Below are 16,075 nucleotides of genomic sequence, written 5' to 3' on the forward strand. Positions count from 1 at the left end.
GTAATCGTTCCAAAGGATAGGTATGTTAAATAATAAAATTCCACCGGTTGTCGTTGTGGTATTTTTCGCTGCTGTTATGGCACTGATTGCGCATTACACGGTAATAGACTTTACCGCCTTCATAACTTACCTAGCATTAGGATTAGTCGCCATCGGCTGTTTTTTTTGTATTGCTGGGGTCGTCAGTTTTCGTTTAGCTAAAACCACGGTATTACCCAATAAACCTGAGCAAGCAACAAGCTTAGTTACCTCAGGGGTATATAAACTCTCACGTAACCCTATGTATTTAGGCTTTGCTTTTATACTGGCGGGGTGGGGCGTGTGGCTAAGCTCTATTTGGGCTTTTTTAGGTATTGTGGGCTACGTTGGTTATTTAACGCTGTTTCAAATCATTCCCGAAGAGCGGGCGTTACATCAGTTATTTGGTGAGCAATTTGAGGATTACAAATCGCGGGTAAAACGCTGGCTTTAATGTTTTTTTCATACTATAAGGCTACCCTTGGTAGCCTTATAGTGTGCTTATTTTAAACTTTACTCGTATTCAAGCGGGTCGGTTACGTTGTTCAGCTCAAAGGCTTCTAAACGTTCTTGGCAAGCGCCACATTTGCCACAGGCCTTATCACGACCGTTATAACAGGTCCATGTTTGGCTGTAGTCTAATCCCATTTTAATACCATCGGTTAAAATATCGATTTTAGTATTATTTAAATACGGACTAAAAATTTCTACCGCATCGTAATTAGCAATACGACACACATCATCCATCTTTTTAACAAACTCAGGGCGGCAATCTGGGTAAATAGCATGATCGCCCGAATGCGCACCGTAATATACTTTGCTTGCTTTAAGCGACACCGCATAACCTACCGCTAATGAAAGTAAAATCATGTTGCGATTAGGCACAATGGTGCTTTTCATGCTTTCTTCTTCGTAATGGCCTTCTGGCACATCAATATCGTCCGTTAACGACGAGCCACCAATAAGCTGATTAATTGCCGATATATCAACAATTTTGTGCGGTACATTTAGCTTTTCACATACGCTGGCGGCTACTTTAAGTTCTTTAACATGACGCTGACCATAATCAAACGAGAGGGCATAAACATCATGGCCTTGCTGCAGGGCTTTATTTAATACAGTAAATGAGTCCATACCGCCGGAATAAATAACAACTACTTTTTGCGTCATACGTGGTTTGCTCTTTAGTTTTGATAGAGGTTTATATCAGGGCGCGATATACTACACGGCCAAGGCATAAATGACAATTTTTGCACCGTGCTTTGCGTTTTCTAATAGTAACAATTTTGCCGTCAGGTTGTAAGTGAGATTTCTTTTGTACAAAATTAATGAAGTGTTTGAAACCATTCAAGGTGAAGCGAGTTTTACTGGTACGCCGTCTATTTTTCTACGCCTGCAAGGTTGCCCTGTGGGATGTTCATGGTGCGACACAAAGCAAACCTGGGATGTTGATAACGTATATAAAGTATCACTTGATGACACGGTAGAAAAAAAAGCCGACTCAGATCATTGGGCCGAGGCCAGTGCTGCGCAGGTACTTGAGTTATTTAAATCCCGTGGCTATACCGCCAAGCATGTTGTTATAACTGGTGGCGAACCCTGCATGTACGACCTAAATCCTGTGTGTAATTTATTGCATGATCATGGTTTTAGCACACAAATAGAAACCAGTGGCACCTTTGAAATACTCGCCCCTGCACAAACCTGGGTCACGGTATCGCCAAAAATCAATATGCGCGGTGGCTACAAAGTACTCAGTAGTGCCATGCAACGCGCCGATGAGATTAAACACCCAGTTGCTATGCAAAAACACGTAGAAGAACTGGAAGAGCTATTTGCCGCCACCAGTGTAAACCCAAAACTGGTATATTTGCAGCCAATCAGCCAAAAAGCCTCAGCGACTAAATTAGCCATTGATACTTGTATCGCCAAAAACTGGCGCTTATCAATTCAAGTACATAAGTATTTGGGGATTAGTTAAAGAGCAGCTGTAAGCTGCTCTGCGTTAAGTTATATTACGTAGATACAAGGTTGGGTGAGTAAACCCAACCTAACTAAACACATGTCAACTCATAAAGTTAAGCTGGCTTTAAATATAATTATCATCAATAAATTGACACCACTGTTGTGTATTTAATTCTGGTACATTTGGCTTATCTCTAATACCGAGTTTAAACATGATCACAGAGCGCCATTCTAAAGAGCCAATGTCTGGCCCATGTCCATAACCGTCACCGGTATTAACTTGCTGTTCAACATAGTTAAACCACGCCTCAGAGCACGGCGAATATTGTTCATCTTTTTGTGCAACACTACTGCATCCAGCAATGATGAGTAATAAAGGAGCCATTAGGGTCTGTTGACCTTTCAAGGTTAAATTTGCAGCCGTCTGTTTGGTATTTAGGCAAGGCAAAGCCTATGTGGTGTGGTTATTCCCCATAAATAGGCGATAACGCAGCATCAATGCCAAACAGGCGCTGCCCGAAGGGTTCTGCCTAGGGGCGATTTACTCTTTGTTGCTCGGTTTTTACTTAGCCCACTAGGTTACAAACCTCGCGCCGCGATTAAACCGCCCCTAGTTTGAGCAAATTCTAATCCGCAAAGGTCAACAGACCCTAAAGTTTCATATTTTACCTATGTGTTTATTTTGCTAATAGCTGCTGTGTTAAGTTTAAACGCTTATGTGAGCTGTATACTTGCAACTTTTAAAAACGCATCCATTTCTACAGATATTAAAGCAGATATGGGGAAAACCTCTAAAACACCAAGGCCAGCAAGTTTAGCTGAAAGAAGTGCCGTTTTGCCATTAGCAATACTTATACTCTTGTTTATTTAATACTTGCCCTTAGTGAGCGATTTAATAATTTTATAGTGCGCGCGTCGTGCAAATCTCTACCTACGACGCTACGCTCACTTATCTAGTTTTAACAAATTACCTAAGATATTACTATCACTAACTTTTCTATGACTTTTAAGCAAAGCTAATATTTAAAAGCGTTGTTACTAAGCAGCGCTTTTGTTTTTATTTTGTTGAACCTTGAACCTTGAACCTTGAACCTTGAACCTTGAACCTTGAACCTTGAACCTTGAACCTTGAACCTTGAACCTTGAACCTTGAACCTTGAACCTTGAACCTTGAACCTTGAACCTTGAACCTTGAACCTTGAACCTTGAACCTTGAACCTTGAACCTTGAACCTTGAACCTTGAGCCTTTTCAAAGTACCAAACTAAAACCCAAGTTTGCAAAGTACACTGGTGGTGCATATATTAAACTAAGTGATTGGGAGAATGCGCTTGGCTAAATACCTACTACTGTTGTTTGTTTTTTCTTATGTTTTAATAAGCTCGGCTTTCGCTAGTGTAAAAGTTGGCGTGACTCACTGGGTTGATTACACCAATCCGGATGAAACAGGCGTTTATATTGAATTATTAAAAGAAGTTTATGTGGATGAGCAGCTCGAGTTTGATTTTAGTACTTACAAACGAATTACCAATTTATTTGAACAAAAACAATATGATATTGTTGTTGGTGTTGCTAAAGAGGATATTCCTTTAGCTTATTATCCTAATTGGTATTTAGACTACGATTACCCAATTAATGCGTATTTTGTAGATTCTGCTCATAAGTTTAATAAACTGTCTGATTTAAACAACAAAGTATTAAGCTGGCTCGATGGCTACAATTTCGATAAGTTTATTGAATACCCACACGATTATTACCCGGCTTCTACTATTGAAAACGCAGTGGCACTGCTACTCAATAAACGCATAGATGCTTTCGTTGATTTTGACTACAACATTCCCAAAGAGTATAAATCAAAGCTTAATTATGTAGAGGTTGTGCCAGCAAGGCCTATTTATTTAGCCTTTTCGAATAATGAAAAAGGGAAAGCCTTGGCGAGAAAATTTGACCAAACAATGCCAAAATTAAAATCATCGGGACGGTTGCAGGCATTATATAAATCAGATTATGAAAATACGCGTTTTGCAGAATTTGACGCAAATAAAACAAAAATCGTATTAAGTAGTAACGATGAGTCTTTGCTACGAATGAACTCAGTTACCGCAGGAAAATCGCTCGACGCGCAGCTTTATAAGTTAATTTTGGCTGAAATGCGAGACTACAGAATTGAGTTTGTAAAAGCGCCAGATACCAATGCTGAGGTGCAATTTGGCATTAATCATTGTTTCGCCAATAAAATTAACACGGCAGAACGAGCAAGCCGCTATTTAATATCAAAGCCGTTCTCTTTGTATCTCGCACCGCGACTTTATTCTCCAAATAGCTTGGCTCAATTTAAACATATAAAAAATTTAGACGAGTTGGTGTCACAAAGTGAATTAAGGTTAGGGTTATCAAAATTCAGAATATTCTCCGAAGACATTATGTCTCTACTTGAAGAGGTAGATAAAACTAAAATAAAACCAGCTCCCACTAATATATTCTCTAGATTACAACAATTAGCGCAGTTGCAAGAGTTTGATGCGTCTATTGAATACCCCAGCGATGTAGCCACGTATTGGCACGATATAACAGACGCTGATATTCACTCCTTTGATTTGAAATTAAAAATATCGTTTACTGTTGGGCATTTAATGTGTGAGCGCAGTGAAGAAAATATAAAATTTATGCAGGACTTTAATAATACACTCTCAAAATTAATTCAAAGCGATGAATACAAAGCGCTTATCTACCACTTTGCGGCTGACTTACCTGCTGAACAGTTTAATAAAATTTATCAGCAAGCACTGTTGGATGAAGAGTGAGAACGCAAGCATAACGTGGTTTTTTAACCGCTAGTGTAGGCATATTTATCATTGAAATAATAAGCCGATGATAAAAATAAAGCCGCCTTTGTAAGGTAGATTTGTATAACGCTGAATACTTGGCTCTGAAAATTCAAACAATGGCACTAACAAGTGCACCTGCGTCAGTAATACCTGCGTCTTTCATAGCTTGGCTAATCATTTGTACCAGCGCGACTACTTGAGATTGTGTTGATGAAACGATATTTGCCTGTGCTTCAATTTGTGCTTGTATGACCTCGTCTTCTTGGTCGGATTGAGTTTTTAATTGAGATAGTTGTTCTTTTTGTTCTTCAAGCTGCTGTTTGAGCTCTTTAAGTTGCTCTATCATTTTTGCAATATATTCAGGCATTTCTGAATTTGCTGTTTTTTCAGCGTTTTGCTCAGCCTCTTTTCCTGAGAGTTTATTGCGTTCTTTGTCTGATAATTGATAATCAGTGTTGTCCTGATTTTTTGTTGTGTCTTTTGTTTGTAGTGCAATATTTGTTTTTTCGGCTGTAATTTTAACGTCAAAGGCTGAGTGTTTATTTAGCTGTATCACGGTTTATTATCCATAATATTATGTTTATTGATGTTGTTATCGGCCGCGATGCCAAAGTTTAAAGTGCTAAAGCAATAAAAAACGTTGCCTTTTAGCGTCGTTTTTTAGGTTTATACTACGATTTTTTGTCTTCAACTTTACCGCTTGAATAAATAAAAAATAATGCAATGGCTAAACACACTAACGCCGCTAGTCGACTGGGTGACAATGCAATAGCCTCATTACCAAGCCAGCCAAAATTATCAATTAATACACTCATGGTTAGTTGACCAAAAATAACCGCGACGGTTGCCACCGCTGTGCCTATTTTTTGCACCGCAAGCACCATAATAACAATGTATGGTACGCCACACATGGCACCAAGTAGCTGCCATTTTGGTACATCCATTAAGGTTACAGCATGATTTGGTTCAAAATAAAATATGAGCAGTGCGGTTACTAGTGCACCAACAGAAAAGGTTAAAAAAGCACTTTTAAAAACACCGACGTTACCGCCTAGTCGTCCGTTTAAGGCTGCTTGAATGCTTAATGTTGCGCCACCAATTACAGCTAGAAAAATCATAATAATAGTCATAGTGAGTTTATCCTTGTGCCATAAAAACCAGAGAGATAATAATAAACGCCAAAGCAATAATGCGTTTAACATCGATTTTGCGTTCAGTGGTGCCAAACAAACCGTAATGGTCAATAATTAAGCTTTTGAAAATTTGCCCTGCGAGTATGCCGATCATTGTCATGGCTATACCGATGTTAGGCGTTGCAATTGTTAAAATAACCACGTAAACAGGACCAAGCACGCCACCTAATAATAAAGAAGGGGGCTGGCTAAAAAATGAAGGAATATTACGAGGGCTAAAAAACAGCATTAACAAAAATGTTAAGGCGGCACCAACCGCAAATATACTAAATGTGGCCCACAGTTCACCCACTTCACTACCCAAAGGCCCTAATAACCCAGCTTCTACGGACAAACCCATACCGCCCATAAAGGTCAGTAATATTAATAGAAATTGCATTTATATCCTCCAAATAGTAATTAATACCATTTTAACCCAGCTAATAAGCCAGAAAAACGCTACAATCCAGAAATGACTTTTGCAGGAATTGCACAAATGAATGACATAAATACAGTGAGCATTAAAACACTCGTTACGTTTATAGGTGTTTTTAATACCCATAGTTTTTCAGAGGTGGCTAGGCGGGAGGGGGTGTCTGCGTCAAATATTTCACGCACTATTCAACAATTAGAAGATGCACTAGGGCAGCAACTTTTTTATCGAAATACCCGTGCTGTTGTGCCAACAGAAGCGGGTCGGTTGTTTTTAGATTATGCACAAACAATCACCGAGTAAATGAATGACGCGAGAAAAGAGCTGCAAGACAGAACGCTCGAACCAACCGGGTTAATTAGAATTAATGCGCCTGTATTTTTTGGCCAAAGGCACATTGCTCCTTGGTTGCCTGAGTTAAGTATTCGCTACCCAAACTTACAAATAGAGTTAACACTTACTGATGACTTTATTGACCCGCATCGAGATGCCACCGATGTTATATTTCGTATCGGTGCGTTAACCGACTCTTCGTTACATGCGCGCGTATTTGGTACTCAAGTGTATCATTTAGCAGCCTCACCAGCGTATTTGAAAAACAACCCTAAAATTACTAACCCATCTGCACTTAAAAATCATCAATGCTTAATTTACAAAGGTTCTTCAGGCGCGAATCGTTGGCTGTTTAAAGCTAAAAATGCATCATGGGCTCATTACTCTGTTGCACCATTACTTGTCTCAAATAACGCTGATACATTATTAACTTGTGCATTAAAAGGCATGGGTTTAGTGCTGTTTCCTGATTGGCTTATTGGTGAGCATTTAAAGGCGGGTACTTTAGTAAAGGTGTTACCTAATTATGATGCAGCAATTAAAACAGAGCCTCAGCAAATAGCGGCTATTTATCCACACACACGCTATGCCCCTTTAAATGTTAGGGCGCTTATTGATTACTTTGCCGATGTTTTCGGTGAACCGCTTTATTGGCAACAATAGCTTAATTGATTTGGTACTTTAAAAACCAAAAAAGCGTTGCCCTTGAGCAACGCTTTTATTTTCATCTTGTTTAGCGTTTAGCGTTTAGCGTTTAGCGTTTAGCGTTTAGCGTTTAGCGTTTAGCGTTTAGCTTTTAGCCTTTATTCAGCTGCTAAATAATCTAATACCACTTGGTGGTGATCTTTGGTTTTGAATTTATCAAACAAGTGTTTAATTTTACCGTCTTGGCCTACTAAGAAAGTGAGGCGGTGGATACCGTCGTACTCTTTGCCCATAAACTTTTTATAGCCCCACACCCCAAATGCCTCAGCAATGGCATGATCTTCATCTGAGAGTAGGTCAAAGTTAAGCTCTTTTTTAGTTTCAAAGTTTTTAAGACGCTTAATCGGATCTGGGCTTATGCCAACTACGTGAGTGTTAAATTTAGCAAGCTCAGCTTGTTGGTCACGTAGGTTTTCGGCTTGTACGGTACAGCCAGGTGTTGACGCTTTAGGGTAAAAGTATACCAGCACTTGTTTTTCTTTTAATAGCTCGCTGAGCACGACGGTTTCGTCATTTTGGTTTTGTAAGCTAAAAGCCGGTGCTGTGTCGCCACTTTGTAATGGGGTAATTTTGTTCATGCTAAACTCCTTAGCGAATACGTCGAAAGATGTAATCTACGTTTAAAACGTGCGAAAGGTTTTCAAAACTAATTTTAAATTGGTCAATATCAACGTCAACGGGAATATTAAATTCAAGTTCACAGCGCATTTTTAGCTCAGTTTCTTCTTCGTAGGTGTCTGATTTTAATGAGCAAATATTAATATTATTATCTGCAAAAAAACGCGTTACTTTACTTAATGTGCCAGGGGTGTCTATGCCGGTATATTCTAAGGTATAGCCTGCACAAAATTCGCTTTGATTATGGCTTGAAGTACGCTTCATCATAGTGAGCAGTCCAAGCTCCATTCCTTTGGTCGGTAATGTATGCTCTATGCGGCTAATGGCTGACATATCACCGCTAAGTAGCATAATAAAGGTGAATTCGTTGCCTAAAATTGCAATACGGCTATCTATAATATTACAGTGGCAATCGCTTACGAGTTGCGTAAGTTCACTGACGATGCCCGATCTATCCTCGCCAATTGCGGTTAAAACAATTTGATGATTTGAAAATGCAGTCATGGGTTTTAAAGTACCTAAGTTACTTGGATGAAAACAACCGACTTGGCAACAAAAAAATAAACACGTAGCGTTGCACGGCGGCAAAGTTTAACACAAAACCCGCGTTAAACTATAGCAGCGGTTAATTTTAGGCGGTTAATAGTGCAGTGTTTCTTGTTTTTACAAGCTTGTGAAAGTACCATAGCAAAAATGTGTCTATTTGTAGCCTAGTCCGTTTGTTATCTCATAGGCTGAATGCAGTTAGGCAAGCAAATTATAAATGTAAAGTTAATATTGATTTTACACTGAACCAAATCGGCATTACCCACTCATATATTTGTTAAAACAATTAAGGGTATGCTAAGGAGAATTATCTGTGCAGTATTGGATCCCAAAAGCACTAGCAGTAAGTGTATTGGTAAGTTTGTCAGGGTGTAGTGTATTTACAAGTGATGCTCATAATGAGCGTAATTACCGCGCCCATGAGCCGGTTAAAGCGCCTGCATCGTTATCTCAACCCGCTCAAGATCCTGTTTATAAAATGGATGTGGGTCAATATGATAATAATCCGGAGGCAACAAACTATCGTCCGCCGGCGCAAGTTTTAACCATTGCTAAAGGCAGTTGGGTTGAGGAAGCAGATAAACAAGCGCGTATTTATTTTGATAAAAATGACGGCATTGAAGATTTAGATGTGTTTATTTGGGATTCGATTCAAGCGGTGCTTGCTGATAATAACATTAGTGCAACACAGCAAGATAAAACGCAAGGAACACTCGTAACCGATTGGTACGCTATTGTAAAGCCTGAAGAAAGCTGGTTATGGGGCAATGATGAAAACGTTGATTTAGAGCGTTTTAAATTTACTATTGAAGAAAAAGATCACCAACGCACAGCATCATTGACTGCTGAACTTATTGACTTTAAAGGAGATAAGCCTCTTACTGATTTATTAAAACAGCAGCTTGAAGTACGCGCACTTAATCAAGTAGTGAGCGAGTTTGATTACCGCTACCGTCAGCTTGAAGTTGATATGCGTAAGCGCCAAGGGATCATCTCGTTAGAACTCGGGTTTGATAACAAAGGCAATGCCGCACTTGTTACTGAGCAGGCTTACGATACGGTATTCGATCGCTTTTCTGGATTCTTAGAGCGTTTATCTTTTACTATTGTTGAAATAAACCAAGAGACAGGTTTAATAACAGCAGATTACGCGAAAGTAGAAACCAGTGTATGGGATTCAATTTGGGGCGATGAACCAACAGCGCTTCCAATTGATGAAGGTCAATACCAAATTTTGGTTAGTAAAACAGAACAAGGTGGTACCAGTCTAACGTGGATGGATGATCAAGGTGAAATACTTGAACCAGGTACGATGAATGGGTTACAGCAAGCATTAGAAGCGGCGTTAATTAAGCGCGGTATTAAAATTTAATAACTATAATAAGTTACCACAAAAAGAGCGCTTTGCTCTTTTTGTGGTTTTTACAGGTTGAAAATATGTCTCAGAAAGATCCATCACGCCCAGCACCCGTCCAAAAAAGTTATGATTTGAAAGTGTGGTTAGTGTTTTTAATTCCTTCTTTAATCGGTGTGTTTTTGTTTATGACGCCAGTCCCATCTGGCGATATAATGACCATTCCTATCGCGGTAATGGCAAAAGCTATTCAAGCTTTACTTAGTAATATAGCGCTTGGGCTAATAGCCACGATAATTTGCATTACTGGCTTAGCGTCGTTGGTATTTAGTGTGTTTAAACCGAAAAGCTTAACCAAATTTCGCTTATTAAATCATTTATTTAATGTGAGTTGGATTTGGTTAGTAACACGGTTATTTGGAATGGCGTTTGTGCTTTTAACTTATTTTCAAGTGGGGCCACATGCTATTACCTCCGAAAATACCGGTTTATTAGTATTAAAAGATTTACTACCGGTGTTGTTTTCGGTATTTATTTTAGCGGGGTTATTACTGCCATTATTACTTAATTTTGGTTTACTTGAGCTGGTGGGTACCTTGCTAACAAAAGTAATGCGCCCGTTATTTGGCGTGCCCGGACGCAGCGCAGTTAACTGTGTTGCCTCATGGTTAGGCGATGGTAGTGTCGGTATTTTGATGACTGCGCGCCAGTATGAAGATAAATACTATACTCAACGTGAAGCTGCGATTATTGGTACCACTTTCTCTGCTGTTTCAATTACGTTTTGTTTGGTGGTGATTGGCCAAGTTAAGCTTGAATACTTATTTGCTCCTTTTTATTTAACCGTATGTTTAGCGGGTATTGTAGCGGCTATTATTGTGCCAAGATTACCGCCATTGCGTTTTAAAAAGGATGTTCTCATTGATGGTGAAAAGCCTGATGAAAACGCTGAGTTAGTGCCTGAAGGTAAAACATTATTTAAGCATTCTTTAGATGTTGCACTCACTAAAGCAGAAAAAGCACCTGGGCTCAAGGGCACTTTAGAAGAGGGAATACATAACGCATTTGATATGGTGTTTGCGGTATTACCAGTGGTAATGGCTGTGGGTACATTTGCGTTAATTATTGCCGAATACACGCCAATATTTCAATATTTAGGTATGCCGTTTATTCCATTTTTAGAATTGCTACAAATACCTGAAGCCGAAATGGCGGCACAAACGATTATGGTGGGGTTTGCAGATATGTTTATTCCATCTATTCTAGCCGCAGGCTCAATTGAAAGCGATGTAACACGCTTTATTATTGCTGCCATGAGTGTAACGCAACTAATTTACATGTCTGAAGTGGGCGCACTTTTATTAGGTAGTAAAATACCTGTTAATGTTTTTGAGTTGTTTGTTATTTTTATTCTCAGAACTTTAGTAACTTTACCGGTTATTGCTTTAATGGCACATTGGTTAGTTGGCTAATGTATTTAACTAAAAAGCCTTGATTATTCAGGGCTTTTTTTTGCCTTTTTTCCAGTAGATAAACTCGGTTTTGAGGGTTTAAATTCGCTTTTTGCACTCAACCGTAGTAGTGCCAAATTACCAATAACAATAGCCAGTACAATTACAATAATTAGTACGATTTGCCAAATTTGCATTTTGCTACTCCGATGATTAATTAAGCCGTGATTATGACCAGTTTAAGTTAACGCTGCAATGTTCGAATATAAGTAATTAAAATCCTTGTGCCATCGATAACGTTAAAAAGTTGATACCTGGGTTTGGCGCTTTAAACCCGGCGTTTGAATAGTGAATAATTCGCAGCGCTAGATTGATTGTTCCAAAATCGGAAACTAGGCCTATTTTATCCTCAAACTGATAATGAGTACTTAGGTTTTTACCAGCAAAATAGCGCTCATCAAGTAATGAAAAACCAATACCTGCCTCTACATAAAAGGGGGGTGTTGTACACACTAAATGCTGGAAATTGCACTACCGGTGACATAGCTAATACGATGTTGGATTGCGATTGTTGATTATAGCGGTATTGCCATACGTTAACGCTGGTCTCTAAATAAAAACGAGCATCGCCGACAAAGTTTTGCATCCCTTGGGGGTGATATTGATACGCAAGCTTTGCCCCAGTTACATTGTCTTCTCCTTTTAATAAATCGACGGCATAACCATGGTTAGAGGATGCATAAGCGGCTTTGGTAGCCAATATAAACAGTGTAAAAACAAGAACTAAAAGTCTGCTGTATGAGGTTTTCATAACGGCCAACTAGGGTTTAAGTCAAAATAGTAAAGGGATAATAAGGACGGTGAATTAGTGTTTTCAATGAGGACAAAAAGCCGCTTGTATATGGCTTGTTAACTGATTTATTTAACCAATTGAATTTATTTAATTAATTCAATTGGTGCCGATATGGCATTAATAAGGTGCTTATTTATGCCTTTTTTGTTGCCTGTTATTTGCGTAAATTGCGCTTAAATTAATTATTTAAACTATGCATTTATTATGAAACTTATAAAGCTTTTAGTGGTTATTGCTGTTTTTTTCAGTAGTACCTTATATGCACAAACACAGCCATCACCTAAACAGTTATTGCAAACTGTCGCTGAATCATTATTCAACGATATTGGACAAGTAAATGCGAAAGGCGATGCCAGTAAAGAGACTATGTCTTTAATTGTTCAGCAGCGTTTGATGCCGCATATTGATATTAAATTTGTGGCGTTTAAATTATTAGGTAAGCATATTAAAGGCATTAACCGTGAACAGGGTGTTGCGTTTATTAGTGCTGTAGAGCATTACTTGACAGGCACTTATGCTGGTGCGCTCATTAAGTACACAGGGCAAGATGTAATATTTGAGCAAGACTCTGCTGCAAGCGACTCTAAGTTTGCTACGGTGAAAACGCAAATTATTGAACCTAATAAGCCAACCATTGATTTGCATTTTAAACTGCGTTTAGGTAACGATCAGCAATGGAAAGTATACGACATAGTTGCTGAGGGAATTTCGTTACTCAGTGCTAAGCAAAAAGAGATCATTCAACGTATTTCTGATGTAGGATTAGAGCAAGTTACAGCAGAACTTCAGCAAAGTTAGCACTTTTACAATTAACAGCTCCAACCTTAAAAGCAGCTAATGACGTATGTCGTTGGCTGCTTTTGTATTTTGGCCTATATTGCATGAGTTTACGCTAGCTTGGCTACCTAGCTGTGTTAGAATATCGGCTTCTTTGATTAAGCGTGGTGTCAGCTAAATACTGTTATAACTGACTACTCACCCGAGCTACACTGGAGTTGTGTTGTTTTAATGGAAAATGTACTAATTTGGCCAAAGGAATACCCGTTACTGGTCAAAGGGCTGGTTGAACAAAACGGTGCCTTCATTTTAGATGCTTTAGAAGCTTGGCCTGCCTGTCGCTCTACTGAGGAAGATAATGGTGTATGTACCACTGTTTTACCCCCCATTTATTATCTAACGTGGTTAACCCCTTTAGAGCCGTTTGAAGAATGTTATTTTCAACATATTTGCGAATATGATGAAGACGCGCAAGCGTACATTGCTGCACTTAAGGCGCATTACTTTGCCAATGACTACAGCATAGAAAATATTGTGCTAATGCTGTGTCAGCGACTTGAAAAGTACGCAAGTGTGTCGGCGCAAAATAACATTGAAACGCCACTTTCTTTAATTAGCTTATTCTTTAGTAAACGTTTTTTTACCTTGATAGAGTATGCACTAGAACAAGGTGCAAAGCTCTCAGCTGCAGATACCTTATCTGTTTGGAAAGAGGTCGATTTTAGAGAGCGTTTAAGTGCACATATCCCTCAGTCTATTGCTGATATTGAACACTTAGCAGAGCTTGCTAGCGAAAAAGTGGCTGCTGGCAAAGACTACTTTACTTTGTTAACTCAGGTGTCTCCTGATGTTGACTCTATTGTGCTTTTGGAAAATGCCTTACTTGCGCATTTAAACAAGAAAAAAGCCAAGCAAACCATGGCAATGCGTTTTATTGAGCAAGGCGCTACTGGCACCTTGACCGATGCAGATAATAAAACAGCATTTATGTGGGCGGCAGAAAAAGGCTATGTAAATGTAGTAGAAATACTGCTGCAGTACCAAGATAAAAAAGCGCTAGACGCGAACGGTAATACGGCGCTACATTACGCAGTGATGAGTAAAAACGAATCGTTGATGATTTTACTGCTCAAAGCAGGGTATGACTTTAGAGCGCGAAATAACGAGGGGTTAAGTTGTTACCGGTTAGCGGTTAGTATAAAAGCCAGTAACTTAGTTAAGTGCCTAGAGCGCGACTTTGGTATTAAAGAGTTATCACCAGAAGGGCAGCTAGAGCGAATTAAAAAGGTGCATGTGTTACATGCGGTTGTGGCTTTATTATTACCGCTACAGTTATTTTTCTTTTTTGATGAAAACATCACTATAAAAAGTGAGCTTACCCTTTTTATGACTATGACGGCGGTGGTGTGTTTTTTCTTTGCAACCAATTTAAAGCGCTGCTCATTGTACCCGGATGTAAAGCACCCTTGGGGATTGTTTTTAGTAAGAATGATGTCGGTTTTTAGTCTTGTTGCACAACTAGGTTTAGCCTGTATTGTTGGGCTGGCAGCTTTAAGCGAGTTAGTTTAAAACTTATGCCTTACTACAAAAAACGCGCTAATTAGCGCGTTTTTGTATTGTTGGACATTTATTGCGAATTATTTTTATCATGCTCGTGGGCGGCTTTCTCTTCAGCGAGTTCATCTTTAAGTTTACGAATTTTAAGCCCTAGTTCTTGGCCTCTATGGCGTGCATAATAAGTACAGCCAATAAACATAGATGAAGCAAATAATAACTCTAGCAATACCCATATTAGCTCATCTTGTGCGACCCATAGTAATGTAAAGCCATGCAAAAAATAAAGCATGACAATAAAATTGGCCCACGCATAGGTGTAAGTTTTATCTTGAATTATGCCTTTTAAAGGCAGTAATAATGGCAACACATACACCAAAAAAAGAAAGGCGTTGCTGTGGCCGTCTCTGGGCGCTAATACAAACATCCATAATGGCATTAAAATAAGCAGGCCAATATAACCAAATAAGGCTAGGCGCTGAAATTTAATGGTAATTGGCTTTTTAGCAGGCTCGCTTGCTTGAATCATTTAAGTTTACTCGCAACTTGAGTCAGGCGTTTTCCAACACTCTGACATATTTTAATTTCATCTTTACTTAGAGTTGAGCTGTTATTGCTACCGGCAACATGTGAGGCGCCATAAGGTGTACCGCCTGTTTCGGTGCCTAGCAATTCGGGTACATCGTAGGGTACGCCCATCAACATCATCCCATGATGCAATAAGGGTAATGATAAGTTGAGTAGAGTTGCTTCATTGCCCCCATGCATACTGCTTGATGATGAAAAAACACAAGCAGGTTTATCTATAAGTTGGCCTTTGAGCCAAAGATCGCTGGTGGTTTCCCAAAACGTTTTTGCTTGTGAGGCCATCATGCCAAAGCGGGTCGGGGTACCAAAAGCCAGTCCATCACAGGCGACTAAATCGTTTTTGTTTATCACTATATCATGCGGATTTTTAGCCACAAAAGTACGCAATAATGCGGTTGCACCTTGTTGCTCTATGGATTCTGCAATCTCATGTGCCATCGCTTCTACAGAGCCATGGCTTGAGTGATACAGCACCACGATGGTTGTGCTCATTATAGAACGCTTAATACGTTTTCAGGCGGGCGACCTAGGGCGGCTTTATTGTTGTTTACTACAATAGGGCGCTCAATTAGTTTTGGGTGATTGACCATGGCATCAATAAGCACTGACTCGCTGTTTTCATCTTTTAAATTAAGCGCTTTGTATTGCTCTTCTTTGGTACGCATTAGACTTCGTACCGAATCAAACCCCAGCTGAGAAACTAAAGTACTAATTTGCTCATGAGAAAGCGGTGTTTTTAAGTATTCAACAACATATGGTTCAATGTTTTTACTTTGTAATAGGTTAAGGGTTTCGCGAGATTTTGAACAACGCGGATTATGATAAATAGTAACTGACATAAAATCATCCAAAGTATAAATTGTGGCTATTTTAGGTGAACT

At 39.2% G+C, this 16,075-nt stretch carries 20 protein-coding genes and 1 pseudogene; 9 read left to right on the forward strand and 12 right to left on the reverse strand.

Going from position 1 to position 16,075, the window contains the following annotated elements; genetic code table 11:
- The first annotated feature begins 22 nt into the window (after nucleotides 1-22).
- A complete protein-coding gene (locus KG708_RS01920; RefSeq protein ID WP_013465273.1) occupies nucleotides 23-472 on the forward strand; it encodes an isoprenylcysteine carboxylmethyltransferase family protein in 450 nt (149 codons plus the stop codon).
- A gap of 59 nt (nucleotides 473-531) precedes the next feature.
- Here KG708_RS01920 and queC read toward each other — a convergent pair whose 3' ends face one another.
- Nucleotides 532-1,188 carry a 7-cyano-7-deazaguanine synthase QueC gene (gene queC, locus KG708_RS01925; RefSeq protein WP_013465272.1) on the reverse strand — a complete coding sequence of 219 codons (657 nt, stop codon included), beginning with the start codon at nucleotides 1,186-1,188 and terminating at the stop codon, nucleotides 532-534.
- Nucleotides 1,189-1,333: 145 nt separating this feature from the next.
- Between queC and queE the strand changes: the two genes are divergently transcribed.
- Nucleotides 1,334-1,999 carry a 7-carboxy-7-deazaguanine synthase QueE gene (gene queE, locus KG708_RS01930; protein ID WP_213608462.1) on the forward strand — a complete coding sequence of 222 codons (666 nt, stop codon included), beginning with the start codon at nucleotides 1,334-1,336 and terminating at the stop codon, nucleotides 1,997-1,999.
- A gap of 108 nt (nucleotides 2,000-2,107) precedes the next feature.
- Here queE and KG708_RS01935 read toward each other — a convergent pair whose 3' ends face one another.
- A complete protein-coding gene (locus KG708_RS01935) occupies nucleotides 2,108-2,368 on the reverse strand; it encodes a hypothetical protein (RefSeq protein ID WP_213607847.1) in 261 nt (86 codons plus the stop codon).
- Between the two features lie 1,023 nt (nucleotides 2,369-3,391).
- Between KG708_RS01935 and KG708_RS01940 the strand changes: the two genes are divergently transcribed.
- Nucleotides 3,392-4,786: a hypothetical protein gene (locus tag KG708_RS01940; RefSeq protein ID WP_366513544.1), complete on the forward strand. Its 1,395-nt coding sequence runs from the start codon at nucleotides 3,392-3,394 to the stop codon at nucleotides 4,784-4,786.
- 133 nt (nucleotides 4,787-4,919) lie between these two features.
- Here the strand turns inward: KG708_RS01940 and KG708_RS01945 are convergent, their stop codons facing one another.
- From KG708_RS01945 to KG708_RS01955, 3 genes are all read right to left on the reverse strand, one after another.
- A complete protein-coding gene (locus KG708_RS01945; RefSeq protein ID WP_213607849.1) occupies nucleotides 4,920-5,366 on the reverse strand; it encodes a hypothetical protein in 447 nt (148 codons plus the stop codon).
- A gap of 115 nt (nucleotides 5,367-5,481) precedes the next feature.
- Nucleotides 5,482-5,940 (reverse strand): DMT family transporter, encoded by a 459-nt coding sequence (locus tag KG708_RS01950; protein ID WP_213607850.1) that lies wholly within the window; start codon nucleotides 5,938-5,940, stop codon nucleotides 5,482-5,484.
- 7 nt (nucleotides 5,941-5,947) lie between these two features.
- Nucleotides 5,948-6,382, reverse strand: a complete 435-nt coding sequence (locus tag KG708_RS01955; protein ID WP_213607851.1) for a DMT family transporter — start codon at nucleotides 6,380-6,382, stop codon at nucleotides 5,948-5,950.
- Nucleotides 6,383-6,478: 96 nt separating this feature from the next.
- On the opposite strand from KG708_RS01955, the gene KG708_RS17420 reads away from it, so the two are divergent.
- Nucleotides 6,479-6,718: a LysR family transcriptional regulator gene (locus KG708_RS17420; RefSeq protein WP_301002933.1), complete on the forward strand. Its 240-nt coding sequence runs from the start codon at nucleotides 6,479-6,481 to the stop codon at nucleotides 6,716-6,718.
- A complete protein-coding gene (locus tag KG708_RS01960; RefSeq protein ID WP_301002934.1) occupies nucleotides 6,719-7,411 on the forward strand; it encodes a substrate binding domain-containing protein in 693 nt (230 codons plus the stop codon).
- A 140-nt stretch (nucleotides 7,412-7,551) separates the two neighbouring features.
- Here KG708_RS01960 and bcp read toward each other — a convergent pair whose 3' ends face one another.
- Entirely contained in the window at nucleotides 7,552-8,031 is a 480-nt protein-coding gene (gene bcp / locus KG708_RS01965) for a thioredoxin-dependent thiol peroxidase (protein WP_024601114.1), read from the reverse strand.
- Nucleotides 8,032-8,041: 10 nt separating this feature from the next.
- On the reverse strand, nucleotides 8,042-8,575 hold the full coding sequence (locus tag KG708_RS01970; protein ID WP_013465263.1) for an ACT domain-containing protein: 534 nt from the start codon (nucleotides 8,573-8,575) through the stop codon (nucleotides 8,042-8,044).
- Between the two features lie 355 nt (nucleotides 8,576-8,930).
- Here KG708_RS01970 and bamC point away from each other — a divergent pair, with 355 nt between their 5' ends.
- On the forward strand, nucleotides 8,931-9,989 hold the full coding sequence (gene bamC / locus KG708_RS01975; RefSeq protein ID WP_213607852.1) for an outer membrane protein assembly factor BamC: 1,059 nt from the start codon (nucleotides 8,931-8,933) through the stop codon (nucleotides 9,987-9,989).
- 65 nt (nucleotides 9,990-10,054) lie between these two features.
- Nucleotides 10,055-11,443 carry a YjiH family protein gene (locus tag KG708_RS01980; protein WP_213607853.1) on the forward strand — a complete coding sequence of 463 codons (1,389 nt, stop codon included), beginning with the start codon at nucleotides 10,055-10,057 and terminating at the stop codon, nucleotides 11,441-11,443.
- 23 nt (nucleotides 11,444-11,466) lie between these two features.
- Here KG708_RS01980 and KG708_RS01985 read toward each other — a convergent pair whose 3' ends face one another.
- Together KG708_RS01985 and KG708_RS01990 are read right to left on the reverse strand one after the other, a co-directional pair.
- A complete protein-coding gene (locus KG708_RS01985) occupies nucleotides 11,467-11,619 on the reverse strand; it encodes a DUF2897 family protein (RefSeq protein ID WP_213607854.1) in 153 nt (50 codons plus the stop codon).
- A gap of 76 nt (nucleotides 11,620-11,695) precedes the next feature.
- A pseudogene (locus KG708_RS01990) lies at nucleotides 11,696-12,233 on the reverse strand (acyloxyacyl hydrolase).
- A gap of 246 nt (nucleotides 12,234-12,479) precedes the next feature.
- On the opposite strand from KG708_RS01990, the gene KG708_RS01995 reads away from it, so the two are divergent.
- Together KG708_RS01995 and KG708_RS02000 are read left to right on the forward strand one after the other, a co-directional pair.
- Nucleotides 12,480-13,073, forward strand: a complete 594-nt coding sequence (locus KG708_RS01995) for a phospholipid-binding protein MlaC (protein ID WP_213607855.1) — start codon at nucleotides 12,480-12,482, stop codon at nucleotides 13,071-13,073.
- Nucleotides 13,074-13,283: 210 nt separating this feature from the next.
- On the forward strand, nucleotides 13,284-14,621 hold the full coding sequence (locus KG708_RS02000) for an ankyrin repeat domain-containing protein (RefSeq protein WP_213607856.1): 1,338 nt from the start codon (nucleotides 13,284-13,286) through the stop codon (nucleotides 14,619-14,621).
- A 58-nt stretch (nucleotides 14,622-14,679) separates the two neighbouring features.
- Here KG708_RS02000 and KG708_RS02005 read toward each other — a convergent pair whose 3' ends face one another.
- Genes KG708_RS02005 through arsC form a run of 3 tightly spaced genes read right to left on the reverse strand, consistent with a single transcriptional unit; the run spans nucleotide 14,680 to nucleotide 16,033 of the window.
- The gene (locus tag KG708_RS02005; protein WP_213607857.1) at nucleotides 14,680-15,135 is read right to left on the reverse strand and encodes a DUF2069 domain-containing protein; all 456 of its coding nucleotides are present in this window, start codon (nucleotides 15,133-15,135) and stop codon (nucleotides 14,680-14,682) included.
- Nucleotides 15,132-15,686, reverse strand: coding sequence for an NAD(P)H:quinone oxidoreductase (gene wrbA, locus KG708_RS02010; RefSeq protein ID WP_213607858.1), 555 nt, complete (start codon nucleotides 15,684-15,686; stop codon nucleotides 15,132-15,134). The genes KG708_RS02005 and wrbA overlap by 4 nt, the downstream gene beginning before the upstream one ends.
- Nucleotides 15,686-16,033, reverse strand: a complete 348-nt coding sequence (gene arsC, locus KG708_RS02015) for an arsenate reductase (glutaredoxin) (protein ID WP_213608463.1) — start codon at nucleotides 16,031-16,033, stop codon at nucleotides 15,686-15,688. The genes wrbA and arsC overlap by 1 nt, the downstream gene beginning before the upstream one ends.
- Between the last annotated feature and the right edge of the window lie 42 nt (nucleotides 16,034-16,075).

Origin of the sequence: Pseudoalteromonas sp. (assembly GCF_018402495.1) — a bacterium.
GTDB lineage: Bacteria > Pseudomonadota > Gammaproteobacteria > Enterobacterales > Alteromonadaceae > Pseudoalteromonas.